The following is a 15,785-nucleotide window of genomic DNA, read 5'->3' on the forward strand; positions in this document are numbered from 1 at the left end:
CCGGTCAGGCCTCGAATCCACAGGGATCATATCCGACGGTGTGTCGAGCGCCAGAGCGCAACTGGTGTGAACGGCCGAAACAAGTATGCTGCGGTCGGCGGGCCTGATGGAGGGACCATGGCCATACCGGCGCGAATAGTCTGGGCGATCAGTCACCTCGGCATTCAGCCAAGCGACAGGCTGCTGGAAATCGGCTGCGGGCGGGGCATCGCCATGGCTGAAATCACGCCGCTGTTGACCGATGGTCACATTATCGGGCTCGATCGCTCGGACAGCGCCGTAAGCTCCGCCGACGAGAGAAATCGCGCAGCGATATCGGCCGGCAAGGCAGCGTTGGCGCAGGGGGCACTCGCGGATTGGAGCGGTGGCGGTCGGCACTTCGACAAGATCTTCGCCATCAACGTCAACCTGTTCTGGCTGGAGGCGGCGCGCGAACTCAAGCTGATCCGGTCGCTGCTCGCCCCGGAGGGCAAACTGTACCTGTTCTTCGAGCCGCCAAGCGCCGGCCAGATCTCAGCTATCGCGCACGCCATCGAGGTGCGCCTCAAGGCGGGCGGCTATGTGCTGGAAAAAACCATGTACGGCCCTGCAGCGACGCCGCCGCTGCTCGGCATGATCACCCGGCCCATGGCCTGATCACAGGAAACTCTGCGGATCGATGTCGACCTGCACGCGCACCGATCCGCGCAGCTTGGGCCCGGCGGCAAGCAGCGCGCGGATGTAGCCCTGTATGTCGGCCTTCCTGTCGGCCTGGACCAGCAAACGGAAGCGATGGCGGCCGCCGATGAGCGCCAGCGGCGCCTCCGCTGGCCCGAGCACATGGACATCCTGCGCCACCTGGGCTGCGCGGCGCAGACCACGCGCATGGCTCTCGGCCTCGGGCCGCGTTGCCGCGCTGACGATGATGCCGGCGAGCCGGCCGTAGGGAGGCAGGGCGGAACGCTCGCGCTCGGCGATCTCACGATCGTAGAAGGCCTCCGAATCGCCCGAGACAATCGCCCGCATGACCGGATGGTCGGGCTGGAAGGTCTGCAGCAGGCCAAGGCTCTTCTTGCCGGTGCGCCCTGCCCGGCCGGTCACCTGCGACAACAGCTGATAGGTCCTCTCGGCGGCACGCGGGTCGCCATTCGCGAGGCCAAGATCGGCGTCGACCACGCCGACCAGCGTCATGTTCGGAAAGTTGTGCCCCTTGGCGACGAGCTGGGTACCGATGACGATATCGGCTTCGCCATTGGCGATCGCCTCCAGTTCCAGCCTGAGCCGTTTCACGCCGCCCAGCATGTCCGAGGACAGCACGATGGTGCGCGCGTCGGGGAAATGCGAAACCACTTCCTCGGCAATGCGTTCGACGCCCGGCCCGCAGGCGACGAGATGATCGAAGGTGCCGCATTCCGGGCAGGCCTCGGGCCGCTTCTCGTTGTGACCGCAATGGTGGCAGACCAACTGGCCACGAAAGCGATGCTCGACCAGCCAGGCCGAACAGACCGGGCAGCCGAAGCGGTGACCGCAGACCCGGCAGAGCGTCAGCGGCGCATAACCGCGCCGGTTGAGGAACAGCAGCGACTGCTCCTGCCGGCCAAGGGTTTCGCGCATCTTGCCGAGCAGCACCGGCGACAGGAAGCCGCCGCGCGCCGGTGGCGAGCGCCGCATGTCGACCGTCGCCAGCTGTGGCAGCGCCGCCTCGGCGAAACGGGCTGAAAGCACCGAACGCGCATACTTGCCCTGCTCGGCGTTGACCCGGCTCTCAACCGACGGCGTGGCTGACGCCAGCACGACAGGAAAGCCGCCGATATGGCCCCGCACCACCGCCATGTCGCGGGCATTGTAGAAGACGCGGTCCTCCTGCTTGTAAGCAGGGTCATGTTCTTCGTCGACGACGATCAGCCCGAGATTGTTGAACGGCAGGAACAGGGCCGAGCGGGCGCCAGCCACCACCCGCACGCCACCCTCGGCGACCTGGCGCCAGACGCGCTCGCGCATCCGCGGCGGCAGGTCCGAATGCCACTCGGCGGGCTTGGTGCCAAATCGGTTCTGGAAGCGCTCGAGGAAGGCCTGCGTCAGCGCGATTTCAGGCAGCAGGATCAGCACCTGCTTGCCTTTGTCGAGCGCCGCCGCCACCGCTTCGAAATAGACTTCCGTCTTGCCCGAGCCGGTGACGCCGTCGATCAGCGTGACCGCGAATTTGTCGGCCTCGACCTGGGCGCGCAAGCTTGCCGCGGTTGCCTCCTGGTCATTGGTGAGCTCTGCGCTGGTGTAGGACGTATCGGGCGGCGCCACCACCGGGCGCGGCGGGATCATCACCGTCTCGAATACGCCTTGCGCCCTCAACCCGTCGATGACGGTGGAGGAAACGCCGGCAGCATGCGCCAGGCCCGAGCGCGTCCAGGCTATGCCGTCATTGGCCATTTCGAGCACACGGGCGCGCGCCGCAGTCATTCGGTCGGGCTCGCCGTCGCTGCGCTTGAGCCCTTCCGTCCAGGGCTCCGGATCGAAGGCCTCGGGCGCGCGCAGGATCATTCGCGCCACCATGCCGGGCGGCGACAGGGTGTAGTGGGCGATCCAGTCGACCAGCCGGCGCATCTCGTCATTGACGGGGGGACAATCGAAGACATGCGCAATCGGCCTGAGCTTCTTCGGATCGACCGCTTCGACCGGTCCGTCCCAGACGATGCCTGCCACCTCGCGCGGGCCGAGCGGCACGCGCACGATCGAGCCGGGCACCACCTGCATGCCGTCGGGAACGGCATAGGAGTAGGCGCGCTCGGCCGGCATCGGCACCAGCACGGGGGCGGCCCTGGTTCTTGGCGAATCGGCGGTCATGACGCGTGACCTTGCCCCGAAGTTGGTTTAGAGCAAAGGCCGACATGTGCGGTGTGCCTGAGGCACCCTTCCATCACCAAGGAGACAGTTATGAAGTTTTTCGTCGACACCGCCGACGTGAAGGACATCCGCGAGCTCAACGAGCTCGGCCTTCTCGACGGCGTCACCACCAATCCGTCGCTGATCCTCAAGTCCGGCCGCAACATCGCCGAAGTGACCAAGGAAATCTGCGACATCGTCGAAGGCCCGGTCTCGGCCGAAGTCGCTGCCACCGAATATGCCGAGATGATGAAGGAAGCGGCGGTGCTGTCGAAGATCGCCGACAACATCTGCATCAAGGTGCCGCTGACGCTGGACGGGCTCAAGGCCTGCCGCGCGCTGACCTCGGAGGGCCGCATGGTCAACGTCACGCTGTGCTTCTCCGCCAACCAGGCCCTGCTCGCCGCCAGCCAGGCCGGTGCCACCTTCATTTCGCCCTTCATCGGCCGTCTCGACGACATGGCCGTCGACGGCATGGAGCTGATCGCCGAGATCCGCCACATCTATGACAATTACGGCTTCGACACCGAGATCCTGGCCGCTTCGATCCGCTCGACGGAGCACGTCAAGCGCGCCGCCCTGATCGGCGCCGACGTCGCCACCATCCCGCCGGCAACGCTGAAGGCACTGGTCAAGCACCCGCTGACCGACAAGGGCCTCGAGATGTTCCTGGCCGACTGGGCCAAGACCGGCCAGAAGATCGGCTGATCTTCCAGCCAGAACGACGAAAGCCGGCGCCATCAGCGCCGGCTCAGACTGCTGACGAACCCCGTCGAATTTCGGCGGGGTTTTGTTTTGTGGGTTGATTGAGCTTTTTTGGATTGATGTCGGGGGGCAGATGCCAGTGCCGTTGCGAGCCGGCTTTGGCCTCATGCGAGGCTTGGTTCTGGCTTTGGCCAGAGGCTGATTGCGATCTTTTTCATGTTCTGGGCGGCGGCTGCGATCAGGCACTGGCAGGCGACGCTTGTTCGCCCTCGGAAGCGGGCATAGCGATGGCCGAAGAGCTGCTTGGCATCGGCGAAGGATCGCTCGACCGTCTCCTTGCGGCGTCGATAGATCGCCTTGCCCCATGCGGTTAAGCGGTTGGCATCGACCCGCTCGCGGACATCCTGCCAGACATGGCGCGTGATGGTGCGCTCGGCCTTGGCGTTTGATGTGCAAGACGCCAGCAGCGGACAGTTGCGGCAGATCGTCGGGTTGCTCCTGTAGTGGCGGTAACCGCCGCGATCGGTGGTGGCGTAAGTGAGCAACTGGCCCTGCGGGCAACGATAGCCGTCAAGGTCCGGCTCATGGACGAAAGCGCCCTTCCTCATCTTGCCAGGCTTTGGCCGGGGCGGGTTGCGATAGCCGACGACACCGTGGATGTTCCTGTCCTCCAGGCCCTTGGCGATGCCTGGCGTGGCATAGCCGGCATCCAGCCCCGCCGCCGTGACATCGAAGCCGAAACGCTCCACCTGGCGGTCGAGCCGGTCGAGATAGACGATCGAGTCATGCACGTTGGCCGGCGTGGCAAACGTGTCGGTGATGATGCCGAAGCCGCCATCCACCGTGCGGTGATCGAGATAAAAGAAGCCCTTCGGCTTGCCCTCGCGCACCATATAGCCAGCCTCAGGATCGGTGCGCGAGACCTTCGTCTCTTTCACCGCAGGGCTGCCGCTCCTGCTCCTTCAGCGCCTTCTGGCCGTGCAGCGCCCGTTCGGCATCGATCGCCCGGTCGAGCTCGCCCCAGTAGTCGGCACGCGACTTGGCGACCATGGCAAGGTCGTATTTGCCCTTGTTGGCATTGGCCTTCAGGTGCGTGCTGTCGGTGTAGAGCACCGTGCCGTCGACCAAGCCTGCCCCGATCGCCTGCTCGACAATGCGGTCGAAGATCGCCTGCGCGATCGTCTCGTCCTGGTAACGCCGGCGTCGGTTCTGCGACAATGTCGAGGCGTCGAACACCTTGTCCGTCAGCTTCAGCCGCAGGAACCACCGGTAGGCGACATTGACCTCGATCTCTCGCACCAATTGCCGCTCCGAGCGCACCCCGAACAGGTAGCCGATGAACAGCGCCTTGAACATCAAAGTCGGATCAAGTGGCGGGCGACCATTGTCGGCGCAGTAAAGCGGCGCTGTCAGATCGTGGATGAACGAGAAATCGATAACACCATCGATCTTGCGCAGAAGGTGATCAACTGGAACCAGTTGATCGAGCGTGACGATCTCAAGTGCGGTTTGTTCAGGGCCGGCTCGCTTCAACATCACCCACTGAATCACAACCCCCCAACTCTCGCCAGGGGTTTGTCAGCAGTCTGAGCCGGCGCCATCAGCGCCGGCTTTTTTGTGTCTGCTGCTCAGAGAAGCGGCGGCAGCCTGCGCTTGACCGGCTGCGCCTTGACGATCGAGCTGCTGGTTTCCGCCTTGTCGGCGATGCGGTCAAGGATCGTGTCGAGCTCGTCGATGGAGCGGATGTGCAGCCGCCCGACAAAGCAGTCGTCGCCAGTCACCTTGTCGCATTCGGAGAATTGCGGGATCTGCTGGATCAGGTCCTGCACCACATGCAGCTTGCCCGGTAGCGGCCGGATGCGGACGATGGCCTGCAGCGTGTAGCCAAGCGCCGCCGGGTCGACATCGACAGTAAAGCCGCGGATGACGCCACGCTCCTCCAGCCGCTTCAGCCGTTCCGATGCGCTCGGGGACGACAGCCCGACCCTCTGGGCCAGTTCCTTCAGGGAAATCCTGGCGTCCTCGACCAGGGTTTCGACCATGCGCCGGTCGATGTCATCAAGCATTTTTCACCTCAAAGGCAAAATCATTCATCAACCTTACATTATCAGGGAGAACCGAGAAAGCGTCTCTTCAATGCCATGTTTTTCCGCCCTGCGACCGCGCAGAATGTGCCCAGCCTAACAAGGGAGCAGGGACATGTCGGACAAGATGCGCGGAACCGTCGAAATGACCGCCGCCATGGTGATTTCGGGAACGATCGGGCTGTTCGTCGTCCTGTCCGGCCAGCCGGTGATGGATGTGGTGTTCTGGCGCTGCGCCTTCGGCGCCATCACCCTGCTGATCGTCTGCGCCGCACTCGGCCTGTTCCGGCCCGAGGTGATGACGCACCGCCAGATTGCCTGGGCCGCGGCCGGCGGTGTCGCCATAGTCTCCAACTGGATCCTGCTGTTCGCGGCCTTCCCGCGCGCCTCGATCTCGATCGCGACCGCCATCTACAACACCCAGCCCTTCATGCTGGTGGCGCTCGGGGCAACGTTGTTCGGCGAGCGGCTGACGCTGACCAAGCTGAGCTGGCTCGGCATCGCCTTTGGCGGCATGCTTTTGATCGTCCAGTCCAAGCCGGACGCCGGCGCCGTCGGCACCGACTATCTCTCCGGCATCCTGTTGGCGCTGGGTGCTGCCTTCTTCTACGCCATCGCCGCGATCATCACCAAGAAGCTCAAGGGTGTGCCGCCGCATCTGATCGCGCTGATCCAGGTGACCGTCGGTATCCTCATGCTCGCGCCGTTCGCCAACTTCGCCGCGCTTCCGGTCGACGCGAAGACCTGGACGCTGCTTGTCGCGGTCGGCGTCGTCCATACCGGCGTGATGTACATCCTGCTCTACGGCGCGATCCAGAAACTGCCGACGAACCTCGTGGGGGCGCTGTCCTTCATCTATCCAGTCGTTGCGATCCTGGCCGACTTCCTGGCCTTTGGCCATCGTCTGCAGCCGCTGCAGCTGCTCGGCGCCGCAGCGATCCTGATCGCCGCCGCCGGGATGACGCTCGGCTGGACGTTGGTGAAGCGGCGCGTTGCGCGTGCCTGAGCCGGCATCAATCGTCGTCGGGCATCTGCCCTGTCGCGCGCATGCCTTCGATCGTCGTCGCACCTTCATTGCGCACCACCGTCAGCGCCCGCGACCCGGTGCGGTCTCGGATCAGGTCGGCAAGCTCGCGCGAATGTGTCACCACCCACACCTGCGTGCGCTCGGCGGCCCGCGCGACCATGTCGGCGAGTGCCGGCATCATGCGCGGATGCAGGCTCGACTCGGGCTCGTTGAGCGCAATGAGTTTCGGTAGTCTGTAGGACAAAAGCGCACCCGCCAGCGCCAGGAAGCGGGTCTGGCCGTCCGACAGTTCCTGCGGCCTGAACACACGCTGCGGGAATTCGGGCAACACCAGCCCGAATGTCGCGGTTTCTCCCGGCACGGGCACGTCGAGTTTTGCACCGCCAAGCGCATCGGCGATACAGCGGTCGAGATCGACGGTGTCCTCGCGGATATGCCTCAGCGTTGCAAAGACGGCCGCCAGATTGGCGCCGTCCTCGTCGAGCATGGGCGACGTCGTTGCAAGTGCTGCCCGCCGCACCGGCGAATCTGCGTCCGTTCGGAAGCCGTGATAGAATCGCCAGCCGGCAACGGCGGCGCGCATGTCGCCAACCTCGGGATAGCGGCCAGCGCCGCCGAGCAGAGCCAGCGCGGTTTCTGAGTTCAGGACACGTTCGGGGTGCTCGAACCGGCGACCGTCTCCGTCGCGGGCAAAAATGGCCTGCCCCTTGCGCGACATCATCTCGACCGGTCGACGTCCTGCCTCGATGGTCAGGCTCTCTTCCTTGACGTGCGGTTCAAAGGCGAAACCCGCCGACAGCGGCGGCGGCAGACCGATCTCGACCTTGTAGGCATAGCACACGGCCGTCTCGTCATCGACGAATTGAGCGTCGATGATCACGCGGGCCGGCTGCCCGATGCGGCGAGTGCCCGACCACAGGGCTGAGTTCATGCCGCCCTCGCCGGCGATCTCGCGCGCCAGCGTTCCCTCGGCGGACGCCTTGATGAGCTGCAGCGCCCGATAGAGATTGGACTTGCCGACACCGTTCTCGCCGACGAAAATCGAGACTTGGCCGATGTCGAGCCGGATCGATCGCAGCGATCGATAGCCTGCGGCCGAAAAGGATGTCAGCCGCATCGACCCATCCCTTTGAAGAGGGCGTCAGCCCTTGGACATGTCCTGGGCGATGGCCAGCCTGAGCAGTTCGGCCAGTTCGCGCGCCGCACGGTTTTCGGCATCACGCTGCGCCCGCAGCGTGGCGAACTCCTGGCGCGGCCGGTCGAACGACGCCGAGACGTTGCGCTTGCCCGAAGCGATGCGCTTGCCGGTCTTGATGTCGGTGATGATATAGGTGCCGGTCAGGGTCATCGTGCCGGTGGTGGGCTCGTCGTCCTTGGTGGTCACGGCGGCGAGCAGCGCCGATTCGCTCAACGCTGTGACCGCCAGATCCATCGTGTATGGCGCCGCTGCTTGCTGGCCGGCACCGCCATTGAACATGAAGATCAGATGGTTGCGGACTTCCTGGCCATAGCGGGTGTTGACCGGCTTGATGTTGATCGAGGCCAGTTGTGTCGCCGTGCCGGCCTCGGCACCCGCCTGTGCCGGACCGTCCGAATAAAGCGGGCGCACGGTGCAGGCAGATGCCAGTGCAAGCGTGGCAAGCAAAGCCAGACGCGCAGCAACACGCAGCGAACGGGCAGAATTCCGCGCCTCAGGCAACGACATTGACGATCCTCTGCGGCACAACAATCACCTTGCGCGGCGACTTCCCATCCAGCGCCTTCTGCACTGCTTCCAGTGCCAGCGCCGCTTTCTCGACGGTCAATTGATCTGCGTCGCGGGCGATTGTCAAATCAGCTCTTTTCTTGCCGTTGATCTGGACCGGATAAGTGATTTCGTTGTCGACGACGAGTGCTGCATCGAACTTTGGCCACGGACGATCGGCAACCAGGCCATCGCCCTGCAGCGCTGCCCAACACTCTTCGGCCAGATGCGGCATCATCGGCGCGATCATCACGATCAGGATGTCGACAGCCTCGCGCAGCGCCGAGACCATCTCGGCCGAAGCCTTGCCGGCGGCAGCGTCGGCAAGCGGCCCCTGCAGCGTGTTGGTCAGCTCGTAGATGCGCGCAACGGCCTTGTTGAAGGCGAGCTTGCCGATGTCCTCGCCGACCGACTTCAGCGCCTTGTGCGCCGCCTTCGAGACGGCCGCCGCATCGCCTTCGCCGGCTGCCCTGGCTTCCGCTTGGGCCAACGCCTCCGCCGATTCGGACACCAGGCGCCAGACGCGTTGCACGAAACGATGCGCGCCCTCGACGCCGGCCTCGGTCCACACCACGTCACGTTCGGGCGGCGAATCGCTGAGCACGAACCAGCGCGCAGTGTCGGCGCCATAGCTCGCGATGATGTCGTCGGGGTCGACAACGTTCTTCTTCGACTTCGACATCTTCTCGATCGAGCCGATCTCCACCGGCTCGCCGGTCGCAATCAGCGTCGCCCGCCGCTTGCCGTCGGTCTCCTCGATCCTGACGTCGCTCGGCGAAACCCACTCGCCGTTCGGGCCGCTGCCGAGACGGTAGGTCTCATGCACGACCATGCCTTGCGTAAACAGGCCCTTGAAGGGTTCGGACAGGTCGAGGTGGCCGGCCTTGCTCATCGCGCGGGTGAAGAAGCGCGAATAGAGCAAGTGCAGGATCGCATGCTCGATGCCGCCGATATACTGATCGACCGGCAGCCACTCATTGGCGGCCTTCGGATCGGTCGGTTCGTTTTCCCAAGGTGCGGTGAAGCGCGCGAAATACCATGACGAATCGACAAACGTGTCCATCGTGTCGGTCTCGCGGCGTGCCGCCTTGCCGCATTGCGGGCAGTTGACGTGGCGCCAGGTCGGGTGACGGTCGAGCGGATTGCCCGGACGGTCGAACTCGACGTCGTCGGGCAGCCTGACAGGCAGATCGGCCTTCGGCACCGGCACGACACCGCAATCCTCGCAGTGGATCATCGGGATCGGGCAGCCCCAGTAGCGCTGGCGCGAAATGCCCCAGTCGCGCAGGCGGAACAGCACCTTGCGCTCGCCCATCGGGCGATTGCCGATCGAGATCTGCTCGAGACGGGTGGCAACGTCGTTGAACGCCGCCTCCGGCTTCATGCCGTCGAGGAAGCGCGAATTGATCATCACGCCATCGTCGGTATAGGCCTCCTCGGTGATCTGGAAGGTCGCGGCATCGCCGCCCTCCGGCATCACGACAGGAACCACCGGCAGGCCATACTTGTTGGCGAAATCGAGGTCGCGCTGGTCGCCCGAAGGGCAGCCGAAGATGGCGCCCGTGCCGTAGTCCATCAGCACGAAATTGGCGACATAGACCGGCAGCGTCCAGCTCGGGTCGAACGGATGGACGACGCGGATGCCGGTGTCCATGCCCTTCTTCTCGGCCGTTTCAAGCGCTGCAACCGACGTACCCATGCGGCGGACGTCGTCCATGAAGGCGGCGAGCTCAGGCTTGCTCTCGGCGGCCTTCCTGGCCAGCGGATGGTCGGCCGAGATCGCCATGAAGGAGGCGCCGAAGATCGTGTCCGGACGCGTCGTGTAGACTTCCAGCTCGTTCTCACCCGCAGGTGCGGTACCGGCGGCCAGCGGCCAGCGGATCAGCAGGCCCTCCGAACGGCCGATCCAGTTGCGCTGCATCAGCTTGACCTTCTCGGGCCACTCGTCGAGGCCGTCGAGCGCGTCCGACAGGTCCTGTGCAAAATCGGTGATCTTGAAGAACCACTGCGTCAGTTCACGCTGTTCGACCAGTGCGCCGGAACGCCAGCCGCGTCCGTCGATGACCTGCTCGTTGGCGAGCACGGTCATGTCCTCGGGATCCCAGTTGACCTTGGACGACTTGCGGGTGACCAGTCCCTTCTCGACGAAGTCGATGAACAGCATCTGCTGGCGGTGGTAATAGTCGACGTCGCAGGTGGCGAACTCACGGCTCCAGTCGAGCGACAGGCCCATCGACTTCAGCTGCGTGCGCATCGTCGCGATGTTCTGGTAGGTCCAGTCCTTGGGATGGACCTTGTTCTTCATCGCAGCGTTTTCCGCTGGCATGCCGAAGGCATCCCAGCCCATCGGATGGAGCACGTTGTAGCCCATGGCGCGGCGGAAGCGCGCGACGACGTCGCCCATCGCGTAGTTGCGGACGTGGCCGACATGGATGCGCCCCGACGGATAGGGGAACATTTCCAGCACGTAGTATTTCGGCCGGGGATCGTCGTTGTCGGTCTCGAAGAGCTTTGCCTCGCCCCAGGCCTTCTGCCATTTGGGTTCGGACGCGCGCGGATTGTATCGTTCGGTTGCCATCGGATGTTTTTCACTTAAAAGCGTGCATGGACCGGGGCGAAAACCCGCGGTTCAGGAAATCGTTGCCGGGTGTTCATCATGGATTCCCGGACCCGTCAACTCCGGCAGGCTGGAGGCGGGCAAAAAGCAGCAGGGCCAGCGGCATGGAAAAGTCGGTCGAACAGCTCACTCTGGTGAAGCATAAGATAGGTGCGGCCGAGCGCGAGGCCAACAGGCCAGAGGGCTCGACAGTGCTGGTGGCGGTCTCCAAGACCTTCGATGCCGAGCACATCCGCCCCGTCATCGAGGCCGGACAGCGCGTCTTCGGCGAAAACCGCGTCCAGGAAGCGCAAGGCAAGTGGCCGCAGCTGAAGGCGGAGATTTCCGACATCGAGCTTCATCTGATCGGCCCGCTGCAATCCAACAAGGCCAAGGAGGCGGTCGCCCTGTTCGACGTCATCGAGACTGTCGACCGCGAGAAGATTGCCGCCGAGCTCGCCCGGGAAATCGAGAAGCAGGGCCGGTCGCCGAACCTCTACGTCCAGGTCAACACCGGCTCCGAACCGCAAAAGGCCGGCATCGAGCCACGCGAAGCGGTCGCCTTCGTCAAGCGCTGCCGCGAGGTCCACAACCTCGCCATCGAAGGCCTGATGTGCATCCCGCCGGCTGACGAAAACCCCGGCCCGCATTTTGCCCTGCTGGAAAAACTGGCGCGCGAAGCCGATGTCGCGAAGCTTTCGATGGGCATGTCGGGCGACTACGAACTTGCGATTGCATTCGGCGCCACCAGCGTGCGGGTCGGCTCGGCGATCTTCGGCACCCGCTGAGATGCCAGCAGCCACGAACACAAAAGGCCGGGATCTGCTGCATCCCGGCCTTTTCGTTTCTACCTAGCCCGGAAGTTACTCCGCGGCGACGATCTTGCCGCCTTCCCACTTGAACAGCGAGAAGCTCGGCGAAGTCAGGTCGCCGGTTTCGCCATAAGTCAGGTTGCCGATGGCGGTGGAGATCGGCTCGCCCGACTTGAGCGCGGCGGCAACAGCTGCGGCGTCGTCGGCCTTGCCGGCCTTTTCGATGCCGGCCTTCAGCACCTCGACGGCAGCATAGGCGTTGAGGGTGAACGCCTCGGCGGGAATGCCCTTGTCGGTCAGAACCTTGACCGCCTCGGCCGAGGCCGGGTTCTTCAGTGCGTCGGTCGCATTGGTGAACAGCGTGCCGGCAGCGGCTTCGTTGCCGATCGCCCAGAACTCGGTGTTCGACAGGCCTTCGCCGCCGATGATGACGGCGTTGACGCCACCGTCCTTCAGCTGGCGCGCCAGAAGGCCACCTTCGGGGTGATAGCCGCCGAAGTAGATGACTTCGGCATTGTCGGCCTTGAGACGGGTGATCAGTGCCGAAAGGTCCTTTTCGCCCGGGTTGAGCGAGTTCTGCTGCACTTCGGTCAGACCGCCGGCATTGATCGCCTTCTTGAAGGCTTCGGCCAGGCCCTTGCCGTAGGTGCCCTTGTCGTCGATCACGGCGACGCGCTTGTCCTTCATGTTCTTGAGCACGTAGGCAGCGGCAACTTCGGCCTGCTGGTCGTCACGGCCGCAGGTGCGCAGCACGTTGGTCAGGCCGCGTGCGGTCAGGTCCGGCGCGGTTGCCGTCGGCGTCACCATCAGGATGCCGTTTTCGGCAAAGACGTCCGAAGCCGGGATCGCAACGCCCGAAGTCACCGGGCCAACGACATATTTCACGCCTTCGCCAACCAGCAGGTTGGCAGCCGAGACGCCCTGCTTTGGATCGCCGGCATCGTCGGCGAGCTTCAGCACGATCTTCTCGCCGAGGATGCCACCCTTTTCATTGATGACATCGACGGCGGCCTGGGCGCCGTTCTTGACCTGGTCGCCATAGGCGGCGACCGGACCGGTCAGCGGGGCGACGAGGCCGATGGTGATGTCGGCATGCGCGGCGGAGCCGAAGGCCATCAGCGCGGCGAGCGAGACGCCCGCAAGGATCTTCATGTTCATCGTAGTTCTCCCTTATACCCGCCGATCTCAAGGATTCGACGGGAACTCTGGAGGGCGGGATAGCGGCCCGGGGAGCGTCCTGCAATCGGCCCAGCGCCGCAAAAGCCGCAATTGATTTGTGCCAGAACCTTGCGCAGGCGACCGTCATCGCGTGAAAAATCGCTGTCGATCAATGAGATAGGCGAACCGACGGGAAGGCTCAGTGCAGCAGCACGAACTCGCCGTCGACCTTGCGCCATTCGTTGGGCGCGATCAGCTTGCGGTGGGTGTAGTGCACCGAGTGCAGCGGGCCTTCGAGCTTTGTCCGCCAGAACTCGATGAAGCCGAACAGGACGGGAAATTTCGGCGCCAGGTCGTAGTCCTGCCAGATGAATGTCTGCAGCACATGTGGGTGGTCGGGCAGGTGATAGAGGATTTCGGCCGTGGTCAGGCCGTAGCCCTTGAGCATCAGTTCCAGTTCAGAAGCGTCGCGCATGCTGGCCTTCCGTATCGAACAGCTCCTCCACGGCCAAAGTCTGCGCCGCGATGGTTAACCGTCTGCTAAAACAACGGAATGCGCATATGATAGTTCCAAGAAATCAGCACTTTAGCACTCGACCTCAGCCATTGCTGATAGCTATATAGCGGCGGCGATTTGCCGCTACGGAAAGACCACAGCCAAATCCAAGGTCTAATATTGTGAGGCGGCGCGAATTGCTAATAATGCGCGCCAACGCGGCTCCAACGCCGCCGTCCGCCGGCCGCAAGGAGCCGTCGGATCGTTTCCGGGAGGAAGGGAGAGAAATGTCCGAAGTCCGTGTCCACCGCGTTCAGCCGGCGTGGAAGAAGAATGCGCTGATCGACAACGATACCTACCTGAAATGGTATGGCGAGAGCGTCAAGAACCCCGACAAGTTCTGGGGCAAGCACGGCAAGCGCATCGACTGGTTCAAGCCCTACACCAAGGTCAAGAACACCTCCTTCGACGGCAAGGTGTCGATCAAGTGGTTCGAGGACGGCCTGACCAACGTCTCCTACAATTGCATCGACCGCCACCTGAAGAAGCGCGGCAACCAGACCGCCATCATCTGGGAAGGCGACAACCCTTACGACGACAAGAAGATCACCTACAACGAGCTCTACGAGCATGTCTGCCGCCTCGCCAACGTGATGAAGAAGCACGGCGTCAAGAAGGGCGACCGCGTCACCATCTACATGCCGATGATCCCCGAGGCTGCCTATGCGATGCTGGCCTGCACCCGCATCGGCGCCATCCATTCGATCGTCTTCGGCGGCTTCTCGCCCGATGCGCTGGCCGGACGCATCGTCGACTGCGAATCGACCTTCGTCATCACCGCTGATGAGGGCCTGCGTGGCGGCAAGGCGATCCCGCTCAAGGAAAACACCGACAAGGCAATCGACATTGCCGCCAAGCACCATGTCATGGTCAAGGACGTGCTGGTGGTGCGCCGCACCGGCGGCAAGGTCGGCTGGGCGCCCGGCCGCGACCACTGGCACCACGACGAGGTCCGCTCGGTGAAAGCCGAATGCAAGCCCGAGAAGATGAAGGCCGAGGATCCGTTGTTCATCCTCTACACCTCGGGTTCGACCGGCAAGCCCAAGGGCGTGCTGCACACCACCGGCGGCTATCTCGTCTACGCCTCGATGACCCACCAATATGTCTTCGACTACCATGACGGCGATATCTACTGGTGCACGGCCGATGTCGGCTGGGTCACCGGCCACAGCTACATCGTCTATGGCCCGCTCGCCAACGGCGCCACCACGCTGATGTTCGAGGGTGTGCCCAATTACCCCAGCGCCTCACGCTTCTGGGACGTCGTCGACAAGCACAAGGTCAACATCTTCTACACCGCCCCCACCGCCATCCGCGCTTTGATGGGCGCCGGCGACGAGCATGTGAAGAAGGCTTCGCGCAAGAGCCTGCGCGTTCTGGGTTCGGTCGGCGAGCCGATCAATCCGGAAGCCTGGGAGTGGTATTACAACGTCGTCGGCGACAAGAAGGTGCCGATCGTCGACACCTGGTGGCAGACCGAGACCGGCGGCATCCTGATCACGCCGCTGCCTGGTGCAACCGACCTCAAGCCGGGCTCGGCGACGCGGCCGTTCTTCGGCGTCAAGCCGGAGCTCGTCGACAACGAAGGCAATGTGCTCGAGGGTGCCGCCGACGGCAATCTCTGCATCACCGATTCCTGGCCGGGTCAGATGCGCACCGTCTATGGCGACCACGAACGCTTCATCCAGACCTATTTCGCCACCTACAAGGGCAAGTATTTCACCGGTGACGGCTGCCGCCGTGACGCCGACGGCTACTACTGGATCACCGGCCGAGTCGACGACGTCATCAACGTCTCGGGTCACCGCATGGGCACCGCAGAGGTCGAGTCGGCACTGGTCAGCCACGACAAGGTTTCGGAAGCCGCCGTCGTCGGTTACCCGCACGACATCAAGGGCCAGGGCATCTACAGCTATGTCACGCTGATGTCGGGCATCGAGGCGACCGAGGACCTGCGCAAGGAGCTCGTCGCCCATGTCCGCAAGGAGATCGGCGCCATCGCTTCGCCCGACAAGATCCAGTTTGCGCCGGGCCTGCCCAAGACCCGCTCGGGCAAGATCATGCGCCGCATCCTGCGCAAGATCGCCGAGGACGATTTCGGCGCGCTCGGCGACACCTCGACGCTGGCCGATCCGGCCGTCGTCGACGACCTCGTCGCCAACCGCCAGAACAAGCGGGCCTGATGAACCTCCAACCCCCGCATCACCGATGCGGGGGTTTTGCTTCGGCGATGCACGGACCGCT

13 protein-coding genes are annotated in these 15,785 nt (G+C 63.9%); 5 read left to right on the forward strand and 8 right to left on the reverse strand.

Going from position 1 to position 15,785, the window contains the following annotated elements; genetic code table 11:
• Positions 1-117 precede the first annotated feature (117 nt).
• Positions 118-636, forward strand: a complete 519-nt coding sequence (locus Amn_RS25730) for an SAM-dependent methyltransferase (RefSeq protein WP_169808305.1) — start codon at positions 118-120, stop codon at positions 634-636.
• On the opposite strand, the gene Amn_RS25735 is transcribed toward Amn_RS25730, so the two are convergent.
• Positions 637-2,820, reverse strand: coding sequence for a primosomal protein N' (locus Amn_RS25735; RefSeq protein ID WP_154386213.1), 2,184 nt, complete (start codon positions 2,818-2,820; stop codon positions 637-639).
• 90 nt (positions 2,821-2,910) lie between these two features.
• Here Amn_RS25735 and fsa point away from each other — a divergent pair, with 90 nt between their 5' ends.
• Positions 2,911-3,567 carry a fructose-6-phosphate aldolase gene (fsa, locus tag Amn_RS25740; RefSeq protein WP_286293668.1) on the forward strand — a complete coding sequence of 219 codons (657 nt, stop codon included), beginning with the start codon at positions 2,911-2,913 and terminating at the stop codon, positions 3,565-3,567.
• Between the two features lie 161 nt (positions 3,568-3,728).
• Here the strand turns inward: fsa and Amn_RS25745 are convergent.
• Together Amn_RS25745 and Amn_RS25750 are read right to left on the reverse strand one after the other, a co-directional pair.
• A protein-coding gene (locus tag Amn_RS25745) for an IS1182 family transposase (protein ID WP_286293670.1) occupies positions 3,729-5,100 on the reverse strand; the annotation gives its coding sequence in 2 pieces (ribosomal slippage) (positions 3,729-4,508 and positions 4,510-5,100; 1,371 coding nt in all).
• A 92-nt stretch (positions 5,101-5,192) separates the two neighbouring features.
• The gene (locus Amn_RS25750) at positions 5,193-5,630 is read right to left on the reverse strand and encodes an Lrp/AsnC family transcriptional regulator (protein WP_067956542.1); all 438 of its coding nucleotides are present in this window, start codon (positions 5,628-5,630) and stop codon (positions 5,193-5,195) included.
• Positions 5,631-5,763: 133 nt separating this feature from the next.
• On the opposite strand from Amn_RS25750, the gene Amn_RS25755 reads away from it, so the two are divergent.
• A complete protein-coding gene (locus Amn_RS25755) occupies positions 5,764-6,654 on the forward strand; it encodes a DMT family transporter (RefSeq protein WP_286293673.1) in 891 nt (296 codons plus the stop codon).
• A 7-nt stretch (positions 6,655-6,661) separates the two neighbouring features.
• Here Amn_RS25755 and Amn_RS25760 read toward each other — a convergent pair whose 3' ends face one another.
• From Amn_RS25760 to leuS, 3 genes are read right to left on the reverse strand one after another with little or no spacing between them, the layout of a single operon-like run.
• A complete protein-coding gene (locus Amn_RS25760; RefSeq protein WP_286293675.1) occupies positions 6,662-7,792 on the reverse strand; it encodes an AAA family ATPase in 1,131 nt (376 codons plus the stop codon).
• A 24-nt stretch (positions 7,793-7,816) separates the two neighbouring features.
• Complete coding sequence (gene lptE, locus Amn_RS25765) at positions 7,817-8,380, reverse strand: LPS assembly lipoprotein LptE (RefSeq protein ID WP_067956537.1); 564 nt, start codon at positions 8,378-8,380, stop codon at positions 7,817-7,819.
• Positions 8,367-10,997: a leucine--tRNA ligase gene (gene leuS, locus Amn_RS25770; protein WP_286293678.1), complete on the reverse strand. Its 2,631-nt coding sequence runs from the start codon at positions 10,995-10,997 to the stop codon at positions 8,367-8,369. Before leuS ends, lptE begins: the two co-directional genes overlap by 14 nt.
• Before the next feature lie 143 nt (positions 10,998-11,140).
• Here leuS and Amn_RS25775 point away from each other — a divergent pair, with 143 nt between their 5' ends.
• Positions 11,141-11,803 (forward strand): YggS family pyridoxal phosphate-dependent enzyme, encoded by a 663-nt coding sequence (locus tag Amn_RS25775; RefSeq protein WP_067956533.1) that lies wholly within the window; start codon positions 11,141-11,143, stop codon positions 11,801-11,803.
• A 75-nt stretch (positions 11,804-11,878) separates the two neighbouring features.
• Here the strand turns inward: Amn_RS25775 and Amn_RS25780 are convergent, their stop codons facing one another.
• Complete coding sequence (locus Amn_RS25780) at positions 11,879-12,979, reverse strand: branched-chain amino acid ABC transporter substrate-binding protein (RefSeq protein WP_376769285.1); 1,101 nt, start codon at positions 12,977-12,979, stop codon at positions 11,879-11,881.
• A 205-nt stretch (positions 12,980-13,184) separates the two neighbouring features.
• Entirely contained in the window at positions 13,185-13,460 is a 276-nt protein-coding gene (locus Amn_RS25785) for an usg protein (protein WP_067956529.1), read from the reverse strand.
• Positions 13,461-13,768: 308 nt separating this feature from the next.
• On the opposite strand from Amn_RS25785, the gene acs reads away from it, so the two are divergent.
• Entirely contained in the window at positions 13,769-15,724 is a 1,956-nt protein-coding gene (acs, locus tag Amn_RS25790; protein WP_286293683.1) for an acetate--CoA ligase, read from the forward strand.
• Positions 15,725-15,785 lie beyond the last annotated feature (61 nt).

Origin of the sequence: Aminobacter sp. Y103A, from assembly GCF_030294925.1 — a bacterium.
Classification (GTDB): Bacteria; Pseudomonadota; Alphaproteobacteria; order Rhizobiales; family Rhizobiaceae; genus Aminobacter; species Aminobacter ciceronei.